General features: G+C 73.4%; 7 protein-coding genes. All 7 read left to right on the top strand.

What is annotated here, in order from left to right; all coding sequences use genetic code 11:
* The coding region (locus tag D7V93_RS13690; RefSeq protein WP_244237293.1) for a S53 family peptidase at positions 1-1626 on the top strand (1626 nt) is incomplete at its 5' end.
* Positions 1627-1946: 320 nt separating this feature from the next.
* Positions 1947-3002 (top strand): hypothetical protein, encoded by a 1056-nt coding sequence (locus D7V93_RS13685; protein ID WP_147451169.1) that lies wholly within the window; start codon positions 1947-1949, stop codon positions 3000-3002.
* A 231-nt stretch (positions 3003-3233) separates the two neighbouring features.
* Positions 3234-6419: a poly-gamma-glutamate biosynthesis protein PgsC/CapC gene (locus D7V93_RS13680; protein WP_120643835.1), complete on the top strand. Its 3186-nt coding sequence runs from the start codon at positions 3234-3236 to the stop codon at positions 6417-6419.
* Positions 6416-9052, top strand: coding sequence for a hypothetical protein (locus D7V93_RS13675; protein WP_120643834.1), 2637 nt, complete (start codon positions 6416-6418; stop codon positions 9050-9052). The genes D7V93_RS13680 and D7V93_RS13675 overlap by 4 nt, the downstream gene beginning before the upstream one ends.
* 35 nt (positions 9053-9087) lie before the next feature.
* Positions 9088-10155: a superantigen-like protein SSL4 gene (locus D7V93_RS13670; protein ID WP_120643833.1), complete on the top strand. Its 1068-nt coding sequence runs from the start codon at positions 9088-9090 to the stop codon at positions 10153-10155.
* 6 nt (positions 10156-10161) lie between these two features.
* Complete coding sequence (locus tag D7V93_RS47345; RefSeq protein ID WP_158623739.1) at positions 10162-15174, top strand: hypothetical protein; 5013 nt, start codon at positions 10162-10164, stop codon at positions 15172-15174.
* 73 nt (positions 15175-15247) lie between these two features.
* A complete protein-coding gene (locus tag D7V93_RS13655; protein WP_120643832.1) occupies positions 15248-19861 on the top strand; it encodes a hypothetical protein in 4614 nt (1537 codons plus the stop codon).
* The last annotated feature ends 92 nt before the right edge of the window (positions 19862-19953 follow it).

The raw sequence follows: 19953 nt of genomic DNA, 5'->3' as shown, positions 1-19953 counted from the left end.
CTTCCCGACTCCGAGACCACCGTGCCGCCGCCCGTGAAGCCCGGGCCGGAGGTGGTGGACCCGCCGCCGCCGGACCCCGAGGCGGAGGTGCTGGATCCCACGCCCATCCCCACGACGGACGGCGTCCCGGGCCCGCTGCCGGGCGTCTACACCGACAAGGGCGAGGCGCCGGAGAACGATCTCATCCGCGGGCTGGTGTCCTTCCCCATCCGCGACCAGGCCACGCTGGAGCAGCGCATCCAGGACCTCTACAAGCCGGGCGGCGCGGGCTTCCGCAAGTACATGACGCCCGCGGAGTGGAACGAGAAGCACGCGCCCCTGGAGAAGGACATCACCCTCGTCACGGACTGGATGAAGTCCGCGGGCTTGCAGGTGCCGCGCGTCGCGTCCAACCGGCTGCTGGTGCAGTTCGTGGGCACGGTGGGCCAGTTCAACAAGGCGTTCGGCGTGAAGCTGCGCATCCTGGAGCGCAAGTCGCCCCAGGGCGGCAATGATCCGCACGACGTCTACGGCCTCACCGAACCCATCAAGGCGCCCACGTTCGTGCAGCAGCGCGTGCACGCCATCGTCGCGCTGGATCTGCCGGCGGCCACGGGGGAGATGCCGGGCGAGTTCGGCCAGCCCTCCACCGACAAGCCGGACCCCATCAACCGGGGCCTCACCCCGCAGCAGGTGGCGCGCGCGTACGGCGTGGACACGCTCTACGGCCAGGGCCACCAGGGCCAGGGCACGAAGCTGGGCGTGGTGATTGGCGCGGGCTTCCGGTGGAAGGACGTGCGCGCGTTCTGGAAGATGTTCGACATCGAGCGCACGGATCCGAAGATCGTCCAGACGATGGAGCCGCCCGTCACGCGCTACCGCGAGGGCACGCTCGACATCGAGTGGGCCGCGGCGATGGCGCCCAAGTCGGAGGTCATCGTCTACATGGGCCCGGACGCGCGCAACACGTCCATGCTCTTCACCTTCAACGAGGCCATCGCCCGGGGCGAGGTGTCCGTCATCACGACGTCCTTCGCGCACCGCGAGGACTCCGAACCGCGCGCGGTGCACGAGCAGTACAGCGCCTCCGGGATGATGGCCGCCGCGCTGGGCATCACCGTCGCTGCGGCGAGCGGCGACTCCGCGGGCGTGGACACGCCGGGCTCCAGCCCCTACGTCACCGCCGTGGGCGGCACGCAGCTCAAGATGAACGGCATGACCGTCACGGGCGAGACGGCCTGGTACTACTCCGGCTCCGGCATCAGCCGCTCCTTCACCACGCCGGAGTGGCAGAAGGGCATCGTGCCCCTGCCCGCCAAGCGCGCGGTGGTGGACGTCGCGCTCAACGCGGACACCGGCTACTGGTACACGTGGCTGGGCGTCACCGTGCCCAACACCGGCACCTCCTTCGCCTCCCCCATCTTCGCGGGGCTCGTCGCGGTGGTGAACGGCGCGCGCTCCGAAGCGGACAAGCCGCCGGTGGGCTGGCTCAACTCGCAGCTCTACACGCTGCCCAACGTGCAGGGCACCTTCCGTGACATCACCGTCGGTGTCACCGACCGTCAGTACGAAGCCGGGCCGGGCTGGGACATCCCCACGGGGTGGGGCGCGCCCAGCGCGGACGGGCTCCTTCGCACCCTGCCCTAGCGGGCAGGCACCCGAAGGCGGACAGGCATGCGGGCCCTTCCCCGGCTGTCATCCGGGATTGACGACCTGAGAATGCATGCACAGGGCGTGGTGTTCGGGACGGCACCATGTCCCTCGCCCCCCTGCGCACGCCCCTTCTCTGCCTCCTGCTCCTCGCAGCCGCCTGCAGCAGCGCGGTCGCCGGTCCCCTTGACGCCGTGTCGTCGGAGGCGCCTTCCATCCAGGCGCCCGGAAGCGTCGGCCAGTCGCCCACATCGCCCTCCGCTCCCACCGGAGACGTGAGCCCGACGCCGGCGGAATCCACTCCCGGAGCGGGAGAGGTGCCGACCGGGGAGACCGGGACGCCCATCGTCACCGCGCCTGCTCCCTCCACGAGCGTGTGCGCACCGCTCACCTCCCTGGCCACCCTCCAGGGGAACCTGACGACGTGGCTCCAGGGCGCGACCATTACCGCGCCCAACAGCGGCGGCTTCAAGGAGCCGGGCGGCACGGAGTTCACCGCGTTCGAGGGCGCATTCCGCGCGCTGCTCGCGCAGGGCCCCACGCCGCAGGCAGTGCAGGACCTGGGGACGCTGGGCTTCGGCGTCGCCAGCTTCCGCAACGAGAACGGCAACGCGTGGCTGGTGGTGCGGGAGCTGGGCCTGCTGGGCCGGGGCGGCGGCACCTTCATCGTCAACCTGTCGCCCGCGCGCAACCTGTGGCTGGAGGCGCCGCACGCGGACTCCGACGAGGGCACGCTGCGCCAGACGGCCGAACAGCTGGTGACGCTGGGCGCGCGCGCGCTGCTGCTCACCGGCAGCAACCGGTGCGCGGTCGCCACCACCAGCCCGTGCAGCGGCACCACCAGCGTGTGCGGCACGAAGGGCCTGCGCATCTCCGACGCCGCGCACTACGGCAACACCTTCTTCACCGCCGCCCACCGCGCGCTGCGCGACACCTACCCGGACGCCATCGCGGTCAGCGTGCACGGCATGGACGCGGGCGACGGGCCCGAGGCCGCCGTGGTGAGCGACGGCACCAGCGTGCAGCGCCCCGAGTCCCTCTCCGTGCGCCTGCGCGACGCGCTCAACACCCACCTGGTGGGCACCCGGAAGGCCTTCTCCTGCAACGCGCCCGACGACGCCGGCAAGCACCGCGCCCTGTGTGGCACGAGCAACGTGCAGGGCCGCATCGACAACGGCGCTGCGGACGCGTGCTTCACGGAGGCCGCGGCCGCGTCGGACCGGTTCCTCCACCTGGAGCAGTCCGCCACGCTGCGCGGCACCGGCGCGTCGTCCAAGGCGGTGATCCAGGCGCTCGCCGACACGGTCCCCTGCTCGCTCACCGGCTCCGGCCTGGGCTGTGAGGTCGTGGCCGCGCAGGCCCCCTGTCCGTAAGCCGACACACCGGCCCCCGCACCGACGGTGCGCTGGCCTGGTCCCCAGGGTGAAGCCCCGAGGCAAGTACCCTCGGGGACCTGTCAGTGGATCCGATTCCAGTGTCCGGACGTGGGCAGTCGCAACGACTGGCGGGCCGGATCATGGGTTGGGCAGCCGACGCTTCTCAGGCCCTGAGAGGGGCAACCCTGGTCGGGTGAAGGAGTCTCCCTAGATTCGAGCGCAGCCACCATGGCGCTCTTTTCGACCCTGACACTCTTTCCTGCCTACTCCCTCGACACCTCCATTCTCGTGGCGGTGCTCGTCGGCGTGCTCATCCTGGCGCTCCTCACGGAGACGCTCGGGTGGGTCTTCGTGGGCCTTGTCGTCCCTGGCTACCTGGCCTCGGTGTTCGTCATCCACCCGGAGGCCGGCTGCACGGTCGTGGCCGAATCACTGCTCACGTACGGACTCGCGCTGGCGCTCTCCAGCGGGCTGAGCCGCACGGGGGCCTGGAGCGAGTTCTTCGGCCGCGACCGCTTCTTCTCCATCGTGCTCGCGAGCGTGCTCGTGCGCGCGGTGAGCGAGACGTGGCTTTTGCCCGTCTTCGGCCGGTGGATGGATGATCGCTGGGGCACGTCCTTCATCGTGGACCGCAGCCTCCACAGCATCGGCCTGGTGCTGGTGCCGCTCACCGCGAACGCGTTCTGGAAGCTGAAGATTCGCCGCGGGCTGTGGCAGGTGGGCGTGCCGGTGGTGCTCACGTACCTGCTCTTGCGCTTCGTGCTGCTGCCGGGAACCAACCTGTCCTTCAGCAGCCTGGAGCTGATGTACGAGGACGTGGCGCAGGACTTCCTGTCCAGCCCCAAGGCCTACATCATCCTGCTGACGACGGCGTTCCTCGCCGCGCGCTTCAACCTCAAGTACGGCTGGGACTTCAACGGCATCCTCGTGCCCGCGCTGCTGGCGCTCACGTGGCTGGAGCCCCTGAAGCTCGTCGCCACGCTGGCGGAGGTGCTGCTGCTGGTGCTCGCCGCCAAGGCGGTGCTGTCGGTGCCGGGGCTGCGCACGCTCAACCTGGAGGGCCCGCGCAAGACGGTGCTCGTCTTCTGCCTGGGCTTCCTCGTGAAGTGGACCATCGGCTGGGCCATGGGCGCCCGCATCCCGGGCCTCAAGGTGACGGACCTGTTCGGCTTCGGCTACCTCGTGCCCACGCTGCTGGCCGTCAAGATCCTCCAGAAGCAGGTGGTGGCGCGCGTGCTGCTGGCCACGCTGCACACGTCGCTGGCGGGCTTCCTCATCGGCAGCCTCGCGGGCTTCGGGCTGTCGCTCATCGAACCGCGTCCGGCCACCGCGCTCACCGCGCAGGCGCCGCGTGAGCAGGTGCCCGGGCTGGGCCTGGACCGCACGCCGCTAGGCCTGATGGCGATGGGCCGCGTCACCGCGCGGGAGAGCGACGCGGGCGGCGTGTCGCTGCGGCTGAAGCACGGCGACCTGCGCACGTACACCGGGCTGTGGCGCCAGTTGGACGCGTGGCTGGAGACGGGCCACACGGACGGGATGACGGCGCTGCGCACGCAGGCCGTGGCGCTGGGGCTGGAGCTTCGCGAGCTGCCGACGGAGGAAGGCGCGCCCGCGCGCTTCGCGCTGGTGGAGCGCGTGGACGGCGAGGGCAAGGCCGGCTGGGACACGTCGCTGCTGGTGCCCGGCGCGAAGGGGCCGGTGCTGGAGGTGCCGCGTCCCCTCACCGAAGCGCCGAGCGCCGAGGCGGCCGCGCTGCTGTGCGAGCGCGTGCACTGCCGCGCCATCATCGTGAGCGGCGTGGATTCACACCGCGCGGGGCTGGTGCTGGGTGACGCGCTGTCGCAGTCGGAGACGCCGCTGCGCCACGCCCACGACGCGCTGTCCTCGCGGGAGCGGGTGCAGGTGCGCGTGGACGCTTCGCTGACGCCGGGGCAGGTGGTGCTGCACACGGCGGACGGCAAGGCGCCGGAGTCGCTGGCCGCGCTGTGGCCGGACGCGAAGGTGACGGCGGACGCGCCGCCGGAGCCCGGGGACACCTGGGGCGAGGCGCGGCTGAGCGTGCTGCGCGCGCATCCCACGGACCTGGCCACGCTGGTGCTCGCCCGCGCGCCGTCCCTGGCCGCGCCCATGACGGAGCGCGACGCGCTGGGCACCCTGATGGTGACGGCGGAGGTGGCGCGCACGCCGACGGTGCAGCCGTCCGACGCGGAGCTGCTGGTGCTGGAGCAGCAGGTGGCCACGCCGCTGCTCGGCGGCGGGACGGCGGACGTGCCCGTGGAGCTGCGCGCGCGCTGGGCCGGCGCCATGGCGGGCCTCTTGGGCCTGCGGGTGCACCCGGTGACGGACTGCGCGGGGAGCAAGGACTGCTGGTGGGTGACGGACGCTGAAGGCACACCGGGCCGGCTGGGCGCGGGACTGCTGGTGCGTCCGGGCGGTTCGCCGCTCGCGCTGGAGGTGCCCGCGCCGGCGCGCGAGGCGGGCACGCTGCCCGTGGCCGCGGAGCTGTGGCACGAGGCCGGCGCCACCGCGCTGCTGTTCGCCTCCTCTTCCGCCGACGCGCCGAACCCGGCGACCTTTGGTGAGCTGCGCACCGCGTTCCAGGCCTTCCACCAGGCGGTGCACCGCGCGCTGCCGAAGGACCAGGGCCAGGTGCTGCACCTGCGCGGCTTCTCCGGCCGACCCTCCGCGGACGCGGACGTGCTGGTGGACGTGGGCAGCCCGGTGCTCACCCCGGCGCAGCGTCCGGCGGCGCTGGAGCGGCTGTTGTCCCAGGCAGGCCCGCTGGGCTGGCTGGGCAAGCGCGTGCGCTACCACGACGGCTCCCCGGAGCTCGCGGGGCTCAACGACGCGAGCCCGCAGCAGGTGTTCTCGCGCACCTTCGGCGGGGCGAAGCTCGCGACGCTGTGGCTGTCCGAACCGCTGCGCGGCGCATTCGTGGGCCCCCGGCTCGCGGCGGAGGAGCTGGCCCTCACGGGCCTCACGCCCGAGGAGCCGCGCGAGTCTCCGGAGCGCGCGCTGCTCGCGGACCGGCTGGTGGCGCCCTCGCAGCCGGTGTCCCCGGTGCTGAAGGAGCACTTCGCGCAGCTCACCGCCAGCGCGGAGCGCTACCTGGCGCAGCAGAACGTGCACGACCTGCGCGCGCTGGCCCAGGCGAAGCGCGTGGGCCCCGTGACGCAGCAGGTGAAGTCCGGCTTCAGCGCCGACCACGGCCTGCCCTTCCTCCTCGTGGAGGCGCGGCAGGGCAAGCAGGTGCTGCGGGCCGTCTATTTCCTTCAGCAGCACCCGTCGCCGCTTGAGCGCGCGGAGCTGACCGCGGGTGACGCGGAGCTCGCGAGCGCGGTGGACGTGGCGCTGCGCCACCGCCGACCGGTGGTGTTGACCGGGGAAGTCTCCCGCGAAGAGGCCCGTCGATGAAGACCAAGAGCCGCGCCCTCCTGGCGCTCCTCGGCCTGGTGGCGGGCCTCGCGCTCGTCTGGGGCGCGAGCCTCGCCGTGCTGGGCAACACCGACACTCCCACCGCGCGCCGCGACGCGAAGTTCATCAACGCCGAGCGCCTCATCTTCTACCGCCTGGAGCCGGGCAAGGAGATGCGCGTCCGCGTCCCCATCGAGGCGGAGGAGCTGCTCGTCGTCACGCACGAGCTGCTGCCCGACGGCACGCCCTACGCGCCGGAGAAGCAGTACCAGTACGGCCTGCAGGCCATCCTGCGCGCCCCGGAGGGCATCCTGCTGGAGCGCTCCATCTTCACGCGCACGCGCCAGAGCAAGGGCCAGCCGCAGGAGGACGGCACCTTCCTGGAGGAGAGCGCCTTCACCACCCACGCCCACTCGCAGGTGACGGACGAGCGCGAGTTCGTGCTGCGCCTGCCCAAGGAGCGCTCGGGCCACTCCGTGCTGTACCTGCGGCCCGCGGGCGCCCACGGCACGCTGCTGGCGCGGGTGTACGTCCGCGCGCACCGCACGCTGCCGCTGCTCGCGTCGCAGAAGCTCGCGCAGGCCCGCGCCGAGGTGCGCGCCGGCCGCGCCACCTTCGAGCCCTTCGAGAAGCTGTCCCCGGAGACGCGCCGCTGGCTCGCGGAGGAGCACTGGGAGCGCCTCAACGCGGAGGGCGAGGCGGGCACCGACTACCAGATTGAACCCGTCTACCGCACCGCGTTCCGGCTGCCGCTGGTGGAGGCCACCGAGTCCGTGCAGGAGCGGCTGGGCGCCGGGCGCGCCGTGGCCCTCAACGTCACCGGGCCCGCGAAGCCGGTGCTGTGGCTGTGGAGCGACGCGGCGGACACGCACCCGCAGCCGCACGGCCCCGTGACAGTGCAGACGCTGTCCTCGGACGGCCTCACGCACACGCTGGAGCTGCCGGGCCCCGTCGCGGGCTCGCCCATGTCGCACCCGCTGGAGCTGCCCGCGGGCGTGCACACCGTGACGGTGCGCAACGACGGCAAGGAGGACCTGCGCTACACGGTGGAGGGGCCGTTCGAGTCCTGGCTCCTGCCCGCCGGTTCGCGCCCCGCGCCGGGCCCCGCGGCGGACGGCCACGTGGCCTTCCTGCCGGACACGCGCCGCACGGAGGCGTTCGCCACCGGCCCCTCGTGCCCGGTGCTGGAGCTGGACCTGGATCCGCGGATGGATACCGCCGGGCGGCTCGTGCGCATCGACGCGCGCTCGCTCGACCGCGCGCCCTCCCGTGAGCCGCTGCGCCTGAGCCTCACGGTGCTGGACGCGCAGGGCCAGCCGCTGGGCCAGGCCGCGCTGGACGCCGTGGCGGAGCCCGCCCCGTTCGAGAGCGCGGACCTGGTGCCGCTGCCGGGCGGCGCGCTGCCGTGCACGCCCGTGGCGACGACGGCGAATATGACGAAGGACGCGGGCGCCACGGGCGAGGTGACGGACCTGCCCGCCTGGGTGTCGCAGGTGGCGAGCGCGCGGCTCTTCCTCCCGGCGGGCGCGCGCAAGCTGCGCGTGGAGGCCCCGCGCACCACCATCGTGCAGCTCTACAGCTTCCTGCCGGGGACGCAGCCGCTCGCGGCCGTGGCGCCGTACACCGAGGCGGCGCTCACCGGCGTGCGCTGGCGCAACGCGCCCCTGGATCAACGCTCGTGGCACCCCATGCGTCCGGCCAACCTCGACGCGCTGCTGCAGGGCGGCGCCCGCATGGAGCTGCTCAGCCAGGTGCGCCTGGAGCCCGTGGGCCCGGAGGCCGACACGCTGCGCCCCTCGGGCGACGCGGTGGTGGTGCGCCCGTACGGGACGCCCCCCGTGGTGGAGGTGCTGGAGGCGGCGGAGGCGGACAGCACGGACGTGGTGCGCGCGCTGTCCACCTTCCTGGAGCCGGGCCGCGCGGTGCGGGCGCAGTTCGACGCGCGCACGCCCACCCGTCCGGAGGTGCGCCTGTCGCTGCGGGACGCGGCGGCGCTGGGCAACGAGGTGGAGGTGCTGCTCGACGGAGAGCCGCTGCACCGCTTCACCGTGCGCTCCACCCGCTCACGCGAGCTGCTGCCGCCCCTGCCCCCTGGTGAGCACGAGGTGCTGCTGCGCTCGTCCGCGCCCGGCCTGACGGCGATGCTCAACCGGCCGCCCGCGGCGGGCAGCGGCCTGCGCTCGCGCACGGTGTACCCGGTGGGCTCAAGCGGCCTGCGCGTGCCGGTGCGCAAGACGGGCCCGGGCACCGTCACCCTCAACGTCGTCGTCTACACGCCGGTGGCGGAGGGCTCCACGGAGCCCCGGCTGTCCGTCACCATCGACGGGGGCAACCCCGTGCGCCGCGCCAGCGTGCTGGTGCCGCACGTCACCCGCGCCGAGCGCACGGTGGTGCTGCCCGCCTCCGAGCGCGAGCCGGCCATGCCGGCGGGCCGTCCGGGCGTGCGCTGGTACGCGCGCACCGTGCCGGTGACGCTGGGCGAGGACATCGCGCCGGGCCTGCACACCGTCCGCATCCAGGCGGTGGGCACGCAGCCCCTGTGGGCGCGCTTCTTCGTCTTCGGTCAGTCGCTGGAGAACACCGCCCCGCGCGAGTGGAACCGGGGCGGCTGGCAGCCCGAGGACACGTTGTGAGTCCGTCCCGGAGGACCGGGTCGTGGCGCCCGTTCGTGGCCGCGGGGGTCGTGTCGGCGCTGGGGCTGTCCACCGGCGCCCGGGCCCAGCAGGCCCCGTCCGCCGAGGAGCCCCGGGCCGGGCTGAGCGCGAAGGCGACGGCGCGGCCCGCGCGGCAGCCGGTGCCTCCGCCGGCACGCGAGCAGGTGCCCCAGGAGGATCCGACCGTGAGCCAGCCCGCGAACCCGGGGTGCCGCGTGGACGCGCGCTTCTCCGGGCTGTGGCCCCGCGTGGACGCCGTGACGTTCCACCCCACGACGCTGGAGGAGCGCGCGGCCTTCGCGAGGCTCATCCCCGCGCTGCTGGCGGCGGCGCCGAAGCAGAAGACCGTGCCGAAGGAGCTGACGGAGGTCGCCGCGTCGGTGGGCTTCCTGCTGGAGACGTGGACGACGCCGCGCGACACCTTCTGGGTCCTGCGCGAGCGGCCGGACAACTACCACGGCGCGGGCGCGTACGTGGTGCGCACGGGCGAGGCCACCGAGGACGTGGTGCAGGTGCCGCACCCCTACTACGACATCGGCACGGAGGACATCGGCTCGGCCCTCTTCTCCTGCCCGCCGGAAGGTCGCGCGCCGCGCCTGTTCATGACGGCCACCGCGCACCGCTACCACGGCACGCCCGGCGAGACGCCCGAGGATCCGGAGCACCCGGCGGACGTGGCGCACAACCCGGATCACCTCTTCCAGACCGTGACGGACCTGGCCGCGCGCTCGCTGCCCATGCCGCGCGTGGTGCAGCTCCACGGCTTCGGCGAGTCGAAGATTCAAAAGGGCCGCAGCGAGACGCTGGCGGCCGTGGTGAGTGACGGCTCGCGCACGCCCGGGACGTGGGCTCGGCGGGTGGTCGCACCGCTGGAAGAAGCGCTGGGACCGGGCGTGAAGCTGTTCCCGGAAGGGGTGCAGGTGTTGGGCGGTACGCAGAACGCCCAGGCCCGGCTGCTCCAGAACTACCCCGGCGCCCGCTTCCTGCACCTGGAAATGTCATCCCGTACGCGCAAAGCGCTGGCCCGTCCGGCGCGATTGCAGCGGCTGGCCCAGATTCTGTTCGCACCCTTGGAGGACTGAGCGCCGATGTTTCCCGTTCGACGCCGCGCCCGTTTCACCCTGCTCGTGGGAGCGCTGGCTGCGCTGCCCGTCATCGCGCAGTCCGCGGTTCCGCAGCCGTCCGTCATCGCCCGCCGCGAGGAGGGCATGGCCTGGCAGCCGAGGGCCGTCCGCGGGCCCGTGGCCCTGGAGGACGTCCGGGGCCGCGCGCCCTACGTCCCCGACGGCACGCCCCAGGCCACCGGCACGCTGGAGGTCTCCTCCCAGAAGGGCGCCGCGCTCTGGCTGGGCCCGCTGGACGTGGTGCGCGTGTCCGGCCCCGCCGGGGCCCTGCGCTTCACCCGCGTGCCGCTCGTGGAGGGCGGGGAGTCCCCCGACCTGCGCGTGGAGGAGGAAGGCGTGTCGGAGCGCCCGGGCCGCTGGTACCTGGCGGAGCCCATGGGCGCCGGCAGCATCTGGTGGGTGACGGCGACGAAGGACGCGCGCATCACGGTGGAGCACCCCACGCCCACCTCCACGGTGAAGACCGAGGAGCGGATGCGGGACGCGCTCCTCAAGTGGGTGGACGGCCAGGGGCCGCGCCCCGCGCTGGCGTTCGACGCGGGCACGCGCGCCCGGCTGGACGTAGTGGCCGCGCTCGAAGCGGAGCTCGTGACCGGTGAGCCCCAGAACTCGGCGCTGCGCGAAGCGGTGCACGCGTGGCGCAAGGCGGAGGTCCTGCGCGAGTGGGCGCTGGTGTCTCCGCTGTGGGGCCAGGCGGTGCGCGTGGCGCGTCCCCACCCCGCGGGAACCGAGGTGGCGCTCGAAGGCATGGACGCGCCCTGGTACCGCCCGGAGGAGAAGGGCAACGTCTGGGCGCTGGAGCTGGAAGGCCCGGGCGTGCTGTCGCTGGAGGCGCGCGCGGTGCTTGGCACCGGGCCGGAGGCCGAGGCGCCGACGGTGGAGGTGTACGGCGTGGGCGCCACGCTCGCGCAGGCGCGGCTCACCCCGCAGCCCGCGTGGGCGGAGGCCCCTGAAGGCGCGGCGCTGCCGGACGGGCGCACCGCGCGGGTGCTCGCGTCGGGCGAGCACGTGGGCATCGCGGAGGAGCTGCGCGTGGCGCTGGCTCCGGGCAAGCACAACTACCGCGTGAGCTGGAAGGGCGGCCCGCTGATGCTGCGCGCGCGCCTGGCGACGCGGCGGCCCACGCTGGGCGAGGCGCTGTCGCACCAGACGCACTGGACGGAGCTGGCGGAGAAGGCGTGGGAGCAGGTGAAGGCGGACACGTCGCCTCGCGCGCTGCTGCTGCGCCAGCGGCTGGTCGCGCTGATGCCGGAGCTGGCGCGCGGCACGTACGGGAAGATCAAGACGGAGGGCCTGTCGCCGCTCTTGCGCACGCTGGCTTCCGTGGGTGACCGGGACGCGGACGCGGCGGTGGAGGCGTTGAAGGGCACGGACGCCTCGCCGCTCGCGTGGCACCTGCGCCTGCGCACCGCGAAGCTGCTCTTGGACGAAGGCAAGACGGACGCCGCGCACGCGCTGCTGGGCACCGCGCCCGCGCTGCCAGAAGCGGGCTTCCTGACCGCCGAGGCGTCGGAGCTGGTGGCCCGCCTCCCGCTGGGGGATCCGCTGCGCAGCCGCGAGCTGGCGGCGCTGGAGCTGGCCTGGCGCGCGGAGCCGCTTTCGGAGGACATCCGCCGCCGCTACCGCACCGCGTGGTGGCGCGCGAGCCGCTGGTCGCAGGTGACGCCCGCGCCCCAGGAGGCTCAAGAGTCTCGGGGCGACGCGCCCGAGGTGAAGTCGTCGCAGTGGTTGGACCTGCAGGGCGTGGAGGCCGACGCCTCGATGGCGGGCAGCGCGATGTGGCCGCTCGCCGTGGGAGGCACCACGCGCGTCCAGGCCACCGGCCTTGCCGAGGCCCCCACCCTGCTGCGCGCCTACGTGATGACGCCGCCGGGCGCGCGGACGAACCCGGTGCTGCACATCGGGAGCAACGCCTTCCCGCTGCTGCCGCTGTCGTCGGTGGAGCCGGTGGAGATCGCGCTGCCTCCGGGTGAGCACGCACTCAAGCTGGAAGGCGCCGAGGGCACGCGGGCCTTCCTGTCGCTCGCGCCCGCCAGGGAACAGGGCACGCCCGCGGAAGTGGGCTACGTGCGCACGCAGTGGCCGGTGATGGTGGCCTCCAAGCCGGTGCGCTTCCGCGTGCCGGACGCGAAGCTGCCCTCGCCCGTGCGCGTGCAGCTGCGTCCGGTGAATGCGGCGGCGGGCAAGCCCCTTGTCGTGCGGATGTTCACGGACGTGGGCCACCCGCGCCGGCTGGTGCTGATGCCCTCCGCCGCGAGCCCGCGCCACCTCGCGCTGGAAGGCGCGCGGGGCACGTCCTCCGCGCCCGTCTCCGCGGTGGTGACGCTGCCGCCGCAGGCGCGTGAAGTCTGGTTCGAGCCCGAGGACACGAAGGCCTCGCTCGTCGTCTCCCTGGCGGTGCGCCGCGCCGAGGTGGCCGCGCCCGCGCAGGCCCCTGCCCCTGCGCCGCAGCAGGCCGGTACGTCCTACGAAGCGCTCCAGGCGCTCTCGCGCACGCTGCGCACGGCGCCCGGTGACGCGGAGCCGCGCCTGACGCGCGCCGAGCTGCTCTCCTCGCTCCAGGAGGACGGCTTCGCCCGCGCGGACGTGGGCCGCCTGCTGGATGCGCAGACGAAGCTGACGCCGGAGCAGCAGAAGCGCCTGCTCGCGCTGATGGACCGGCTGTCGCAGACGTCGGTGCGCACGGTGCGCTTCACGCAGGCCATCACCCAGCCCACGCTGGTGTCGCCGGCCTACGCGGCGCTGCCGGACACGGGCGACGCGAAGCTTTCGGCCTCCAGCGCCCGGGTGCGCGAGGGCCACGTGGAAGAGGCGCTCGCGGCGGTGTCGGGCGACAAGAGCGTCGCGGGCCGCTACCTGCGCGCACGGCTGCTGGCGGCCTCGGGCGAGGACGCGGCGGGCGCGCTGGCGATGGCGGCGCTGTACCGCGAGACGGGCCTGCCGCAGGTGGGGCTGGAGGCGCTCGGGATGCTGGAGCGGCTGCAGGACTCGCCCCAGGCGTGGAGGGACGGCGGTGCGCCCCTGGGCGCGGCGCTGGCGGGCCAGCTCCAGGCGTGGGCGGATCACCCGGACGTGCGGCGCATGCGCTTCACGGCGGGCCGCTGGACGCGCTGGGAGCGGCTGCGCGACGCGGAGGAAGCGGCGGGCTCGCTGGAGGCCACGTCGGACGTCGGCACGGACGACGAGGACGTGGCGCAGGCGGTGCGCAAGGCGCTGCTCGCGCCGCCGTGGAAGCTGTCCGAGGCGAAGCTCCTGCCCGCGGGCGCTTCGCGCGTGATGAGCCTGGTGGTGAAGCAGCCCCGGCCCCTGGGCGCGGAGGTGCTGTGCGGCACCACGCCGCGTCCCGGCGTGGACACCACCGGCACCTGCGCCTTCGCGCTGCGCGTGGACGGCCGCGTGGTGCGTGAAGTGAAGGTAAACGAGGGCGAGACGGCCGTGCTGGGCACGCGCCTGGATGTCCCCGGCCGGCACCAGGTGGAGGTGACGCTGGCCCGGGCGGACACGCAGCAGACCGGCCTCGTGCGCTTCGTGGAGTCCGGGGAAGGCACCGCCAACGCGCGCGTGCTGGTGGCGCCGCAGCCCCTGTCGCTGCTGCGCAGCCGTCCCGGCTCGCCGGTGGTGATGACGGTGCTGGGCCCCACGGCCCTCAGGGTGCGGGCCTCCGCGCTCGCGCCCACCGAGGGCCGCGAATTGCTCCTGCGCAGCACGCCGCTGCCGGGCGGTGAAGGCACGGGCGGCTCCAGCGCGGAGGAAGGACCGCTGATGCACCTGGGCCTGCCCGGGGACGCGGATCCGGGCCTCAAGGGCGCCTCGCAACCCCTGGGCCGCATGGGTGAGACGTGGCTGCTGCTCCCCTCGCGCGGTCCGCACCGGGTGAGCCTGGAGTCGCCGGCGGGTGAAGCGCTGGTGCAGGTGCAACTGGGTGTCGTCGCGGATCCGAGCGCGCTCGCGACCCCGACGTGGGCCCAGGGCACCACGGGCCTGGAGCCGCTGCCCTGGCCCGCGCTGCCGCCTGGCCTGTCGCTGTTGCCGGAGGGCATGGCGCCCGACGCGCAACCCCACGGCCTGGGCATGCTGTCCGCGGAGCTGGGCTTCCGCAGCGAGGACGTGGAGGAAGGCGAGCTGCTCAACCGCCCGTTGCAGACGGGCATGGAGCTGCGGCTGTCGCTGCGCCGCGAGCTGTCCCCGGGCCGCGCCTGGCTGCGCTTCACGCCCGAGGCTCGCTACCCGCTGGGCACGTCCGCCGTGCTGGGCGGCACCGCGGCGGTGTACCTGACACAGCTCCCGCTGGACCTGCGCCTGGCCGTACAGGGCGCGGTGTTCTCGCAGACCCTCGACGGCGCGATGCGCTGGAGCGCCCGGGGCCGCGTGTCCGCGGATCGCTTCGTGCGGCTGTCTCCCGACCTGGGCCTCATCCCCGGCCTGGGCCTGACGCTGGAGTCCATGCAGGGAGGCGGCGAGGTGGACGCCTCGCGGTACGACCAGAACGTCTACTGGCTCTACGGCAAGGACCACCCGCAGCGCCTGTCGCCCCGGCTGTCCCTGCGCTGGCAGCCGTTCCAGGACCACGTGGGCACGCTGGGCATGTCCGCCACGAGCAACGCCAACCTCTACACGGTGGACAACGCGGGCGGCTACGCGAGCTGGGCGGCGCTCCTGGGCGGCAAGCTCAAGGGCACCCGCGCGGAAGTCGGCTACGGCATGTCCCAGCGCTTCCAGGACGACCACCGCTCCACGGCCTACCTGCGCCACCGCGTGTCCGGCCGCGTGGACTGGAACGTGTGGATGGGGCGCAACGGCAACCGGCTGATGCTCTACGCCGAGGACCGCGTGTTCCTCTCCGGCCCGTACGGCACGCAGAACCTCTTTTCACTCGGAGCGCGGTGGGACTGGACCGGCGGACGTGGGTTGCAGGACGTCACGCCGACCGAGGAGGAGTTCGAGGAGCTGCTCGATGAAGGACGTTTCCAGCCATGACCTGTCCTGATCCGAACGCGTGCCCGGGGGGACTGGGCAGCTTTGCCCGGCAATGAATAGCTCTGGCCGCGACATGCACCTGTCGACCGATCAGCTCGAAACCCTTCTGCTGGAAGCCCTGCCCCCCCTTCACCGCCGGGTGCGTCACGCCTCGGCCGGGGCGCTGGCCCAGCGGCTGGTGGAGACGTGCCCCCGCCCCGCCGGAGTGGAGGGTCTGGCGCCCTGGTTGGGGGTGGCCCTGGAGGCGCTGGAGACGGAGCTGGCCGCGGTCAACGCGGAGCTCGTCCAGTTCACCCGCCAGCACAACGAGGCCGCGGATGACGCCGCGCGCCGCGAGGTGCTGGTGGCCCACCTCAAGGCCACGGTGAAGGACCGCAAGGAGCGCAAGGAGGACCTGCGCGCCCTGGACCGGTGGATGGGCTTCGATGCGCTGCGCGAGCGACAGGAGAAGCGCCGCCACAAGCTGCTGGTGGAGGAGGAGACGGCGCTCCGGACCCTCGCGGGCGTGATGGCCATGACGACGGCGCAGGAGCTCCAGCCGTCCGCCATCCCGCTGGCGCGGCAGCTGTTGGACCGCGCCGTGGATGCGCCCCGCGCGCAGAACCGCTTCGCCGCGCTGGAGGCCTTCCGGCAGCTCGCGCAGGCGGTGCCGGGCGTCGCCGCCACGCTGCCCGAGGTGGGCCCCACGCTGACGAGCCTCGCGGGCCAGGAGGACGTGAGCCCCTTCTTCCAGGCGGAGGCCCTGCGCGCGCTGCTCATCGTGGACGCGCTGACGGGCCTGTCGCTGCTGCGTCAGCGCATGCGCACCCCGAACCCGTCGGAGAAGGACTTCCTCTTCCGCCGGCAGGTGCTGGAGCAGTGCGCGCCGCTGCTGTCGGAAGAGTACCGGATGCCGCTGCTCACCGAGGTCGCGCACCACGACCCGAGCGAGTACGTCCGCATGGGCCTGTGCGCGCTCGTCGCGTCCCGTCCGGACGGACAGCCGCTGCTGCGCAGGCTGGCGGGACTGGAGCTGGTGCCGGCCATCGCGAAGGACGCTGCGGGCAAGATGACGTCGGAGCCCAGCCCGCGCGTGCGCACCGCCGCCGTGCTGGCCGCGGTGGAGGCCGCGCTCGCGACGCCGAAGGTGAAGGGCCCTGCCCTGCAGGTGCTGGTGGACGTGCTGGGCCGGGACACCTCGCCGCTCGTGTTGCGCGTGTCGTGCGAACGGGCCGCCGCGCTGGCGGAAGCGCTGGGGGCCGCGGGGCTGGGGCCTGCGCACGCCGCGCTGCTGGACGCGGTGGAGTCGCTGGCCACGCAACCGGATGCCACCGGGCCGGTGGTGGAGGCCGCGTCCGCTTCAGCGCAGGTGCTGCGGCGGGTGAAGGACCCCGTGCGCCAGGCGTGGACGGCGTTCCTCGCGGGCCGCGTCGCGAAGCTCAAGCCGGGCGGCCGCACGCGCGTGACGATTGAACCGCCCCCGGAGAACCTGCCGGCGATGCCGGAGGGCCCGGCGTGGCTGGGCGCCATCCTCGCGGACCTGTCGCAGGACGGGCACGGCCTGTACGCGGAGCGCACGACGAAGACGCTGACCCTGTGGCACGGCGACCGGCAGCAGCGGCGCCTGTGGCGCATGTGGCACGAGCTCGGCCGGCCCGCGCCGAACAAGCGCCAGGCCTTCCTGCACACCACTGGGCGCACGCTGTCCGGCACGCTGCGAGCGCACCCCGGCCACCTGGATGAGATCACGGAGACGCTGGTCCCCGGCGAGCGCGTCCACGTCGCGAGCCAGGGCAGCTGGGGCCGCCACCTGCCCACCGTGGATGACCTGTTGGACCTGCCCCTGTCGAAGGACGGCAAGGTGCACCTGTTCAGCAGCCACGGCGAGACGGTGCTCGTGCCGCCCGCGTCGCGCCTGCGCCGCCTGGCGAACCGCCTCAAGGTGTCGAAGGACTACCGAAGGCTGGCCACGCTGCGGCTCAACTCGCTGAGTGGCGAGGAGCCGCGCGAGCGCCGCCGCTTCGTGGAGCAGGTGGAGCGCGACCTGGGCGTCCAGGTGCGCTTCTCCCCCTACGGCCAGAACAAGCAGGTCCCCGCGCCGCTCGCGACGCTGTTTCAAGACGCGCCGGAGACGGTGACGAAGCCCACCACCCTGCACACGCCCGCGCTGCTGGGCCTGCAGAGCGGGTTCCTGGCGCTGCTCACCGAGCGCATCCTGGAGAACGAGGGCTACTTCCTGGGCATGGGCGGCAACGGCATCGCCGCGCTCGGCCTCTTCACGGCGGCGCTCTTCTCCGTCTTCCTGGGCGACACGTACGTGAAGCGCCAGAACGTGCGCAAGGCGCGCGCCCAGATTCCGCTGTGCATTGGAGGCTGGGGCACGCGCGGCAAGTCCGGCACGGAGCGCCTGAAGGCGGCGCTCTTCTCCGGCATGGGCTTCGAGGTGTTCGCGAAGACGACGGGCTCGGAGGCGATGTTCGTGCACAGCGCCCCGGGCGCCGGGCCGTCCGAGTTCTTCATCTTCCGTCCCTACGACAAGGCCACCATCTGGGAGCAGAAGGACATGGTGGAGCTGGGCGCGCGCCTGGGCACGGAGGTGTTCCTCTGGGAGTGCATGGCGCTGCAGCCCAACTTCGTCGAGCTGCTCCAGAACGACTGGATGAAGGACGACTTCGCCACGCTGACCAACGCCTATCCGGACCATGAGGACATCCAGGGTCCCGCGGGCATGGACGTGGCGTCGGTCATCACCAACTTCATGCCCAGGGGCGGCAAGGTGGTGACGACGGAGGACCACTTCCTGCCGCTGTTCAAGAGCGCGGCGAAGGAGAAGGACACGACGCTGCTGCACAGCGCGTGGTGGGAGGCGGAGCTGATCCCCGAGGAGCTGCTCGCGCTGTTCCCCTACCGCGAGCACCCGCGCAACATGGCGCTGGTGGCGACGCTGGCGGAGCAGTTGGGCGTGTCCCGGCCCTACGCGCTGGCGCTGATGGCCGAGCACGTGCAGCCGGAGATCGGCGTGCTGAAGGTCTTCCCACAGGCGAGGGTGCGCGGGCGCCTGCTCACGTTCATCAACGGGCACTCGGCGAACGAGCGCACGGGCTTCATGAACAACTGGACCCGCACGGGCCTGGGGGACGTGGACCCGGAGGCGAACCCGGAGCGCGCTGTCATCACGGTCATCAACAACCGCTGGGACCGCGTGTCGCGCTCGGAGGTCTTCGCGCGCATCATGGTGGAGGACGCGCCCGCGGACCGGCACGTGCTCATCGGCACGAACCTGGAGGGCCTGCAGAAGTACGTGCGCGACGCGCTGGACCGCCATTTGTTGAGCACGGAGGTGGTGGCGGCGGAGGAGCTGTCCACCGCGGAGGGCGAGGGCCGGGCGGAGGCGCGGCTCGCGAAGGAAATGGCGCGGCTGAAGGTGCCGCGTCCCACGGCGCAGACGTTCCTGGACCGCCTGGAGCGGTACGCGGCGGGCGCGGGCCTGACGGTGCAGCCCACGGTAGGGCTGAGCGCGGCGGTGACGAAGGCGCTGGACGGCGCGGACGACGACGTGGGCGTGGAGAAGGTGCGCCGCGCGCTGGAGCGCGAGGTGGGCCCGCTCATCGACGAGGCGCTGGCGCCCGTGTCGCGCGTGAAGCCGCAGCCCTTGCCGGAGGTGCTAACCCCGGCGACGAAGGACGAGGTGCGTGAGCACGCGCTGTACCTGCTGGCGCGCATGGCGGTGCACGCGCGGCTGAAGCAGCTACTGCCCCGGGGTGCTGGGGGAGACGCGGCGGGACGCGCGAAGGCGTTCCACGCGAAGTTCCGCGAGGCCTACAAGGCGATGTTCCTGGAGCAGGTGGTGCCGGTGTCGGATCCGCAGGCGACGGGCGACCAGGTGGTGGACGCCTGTGCCCGCGCGGTGGCGCCGGGGCTCCAGGTGAGCATCATGGGCGCGCAGAACATCAAGGGCACGGGCCTGGACTGGGTGTACCGCTGGATGGCGCTGGACCGGGTGACGACGGCGCTCAAGGCGCTGGAGGGCACGTCGGTGGAGGCGCGGCGGCGGGCGCTGGAGTCGCTGGAGACGTTCGACGACTCGGGCTTCGTGGACGCGGGCCTGGCGCGCACGGTGCTGCCGGGGCTGGTGGAGAAGGCCAGCTCGCCGGACGAAGCGGACCGGCTGCGCAAGCTGGCGGAGCGCGCGCGGGCGCGGCACGAGTTGAAGCTGTCGGCGCTGAAGCACACGGCGGCGGGCGGCGCGACGCAGGCGGTGGTGCGCAAGCTGGAGAAGGTGTTCGACTACCTGGACAGCGTCACGCGACGCAGGTTGAGCGAGATGCTGCTGGAGGACCTGGAGACGGGCCGCGTGTCGCACGCACGGGCGGCCGTGGAGACGCGCAAGCTGTACGAGCGCCAGAAGGGCGGCTGGCTCTTCCGGGGTCTCAAGAAGCAGCCGGCGAAGCAGCGCACCCCGGTACCGGTGGAGGTGCCCGTGCCCCTGGCGGAGGGCCCGCAGCCGGCGCAGGCGGTGTTCACGAAGACGCTGGAGCGTCCTGGCATTGGCGTCACGGTGCCGGTGCGCCACGTGTCCTCGGACACCAACGCGGTGGCCAAGGGCGAAGGACCGGTCCTCCGGCGTGAGGGCCCGGTGAAGCCGCAGGGGCCAGAGGTCCCGGGGTCCGAGGCGTCGGTGGATGACGCCGGCGAGCCGCTGTCCTGAGTCCTCCCGAGCGCGAGACCCGAGGAGACAAGTTCATGGAGGAGATTCCCATCACGGACGCGGCGCTCGGGGAGCTCGCCCCGTCCCCGTCC

It is taken from the genome of Corallococcus llansteffanensis (assembly GCF_003612055.1).
GTDB lineage: Bacteria > Myxococcota > Myxococcia > Myxococcales > Myxococcaceae > Corallococcus > Corallococcus llansteffanensis.
This window is presented reverse-complemented; position numbering and strand designations above follow the sequence as displayed.

What these genes read in the sequence shown, in the direction of transcription:
- D7V93_RS13680 (WP_120643835.1), top strand. Translation starts at nt 3,234, where the DNA reads ATGGCGCTCTTTTCGACCCTGACACTCTTTCCTGCCTACTCCCTCGAC.
- D7V93_RS13675 (WP_120643834.1), top strand. Translation starts at nt 6,416, where the DNA reads ATGAAGACCAAGAGCCGCGCCCTCCTGGCGCTCCTCGGCCTGGTGGCG.
- D7V93_RS47345 (WP_158623739.1), top strand. Translation starts at nt 10,162, where the DNA reads ATGTTTCCCGTTCGACGCCGCGCCCGTTTCACCCTGCTCGTGGGAGCG.
- D7V93_RS13655 (WP_120643832.1), top strand. Translation starts at nt 15,248, where the DNA reads ATGCACCTGTCGACCGATCAGCTCGAAACCCTTCTGCTGGAAGCCCTG.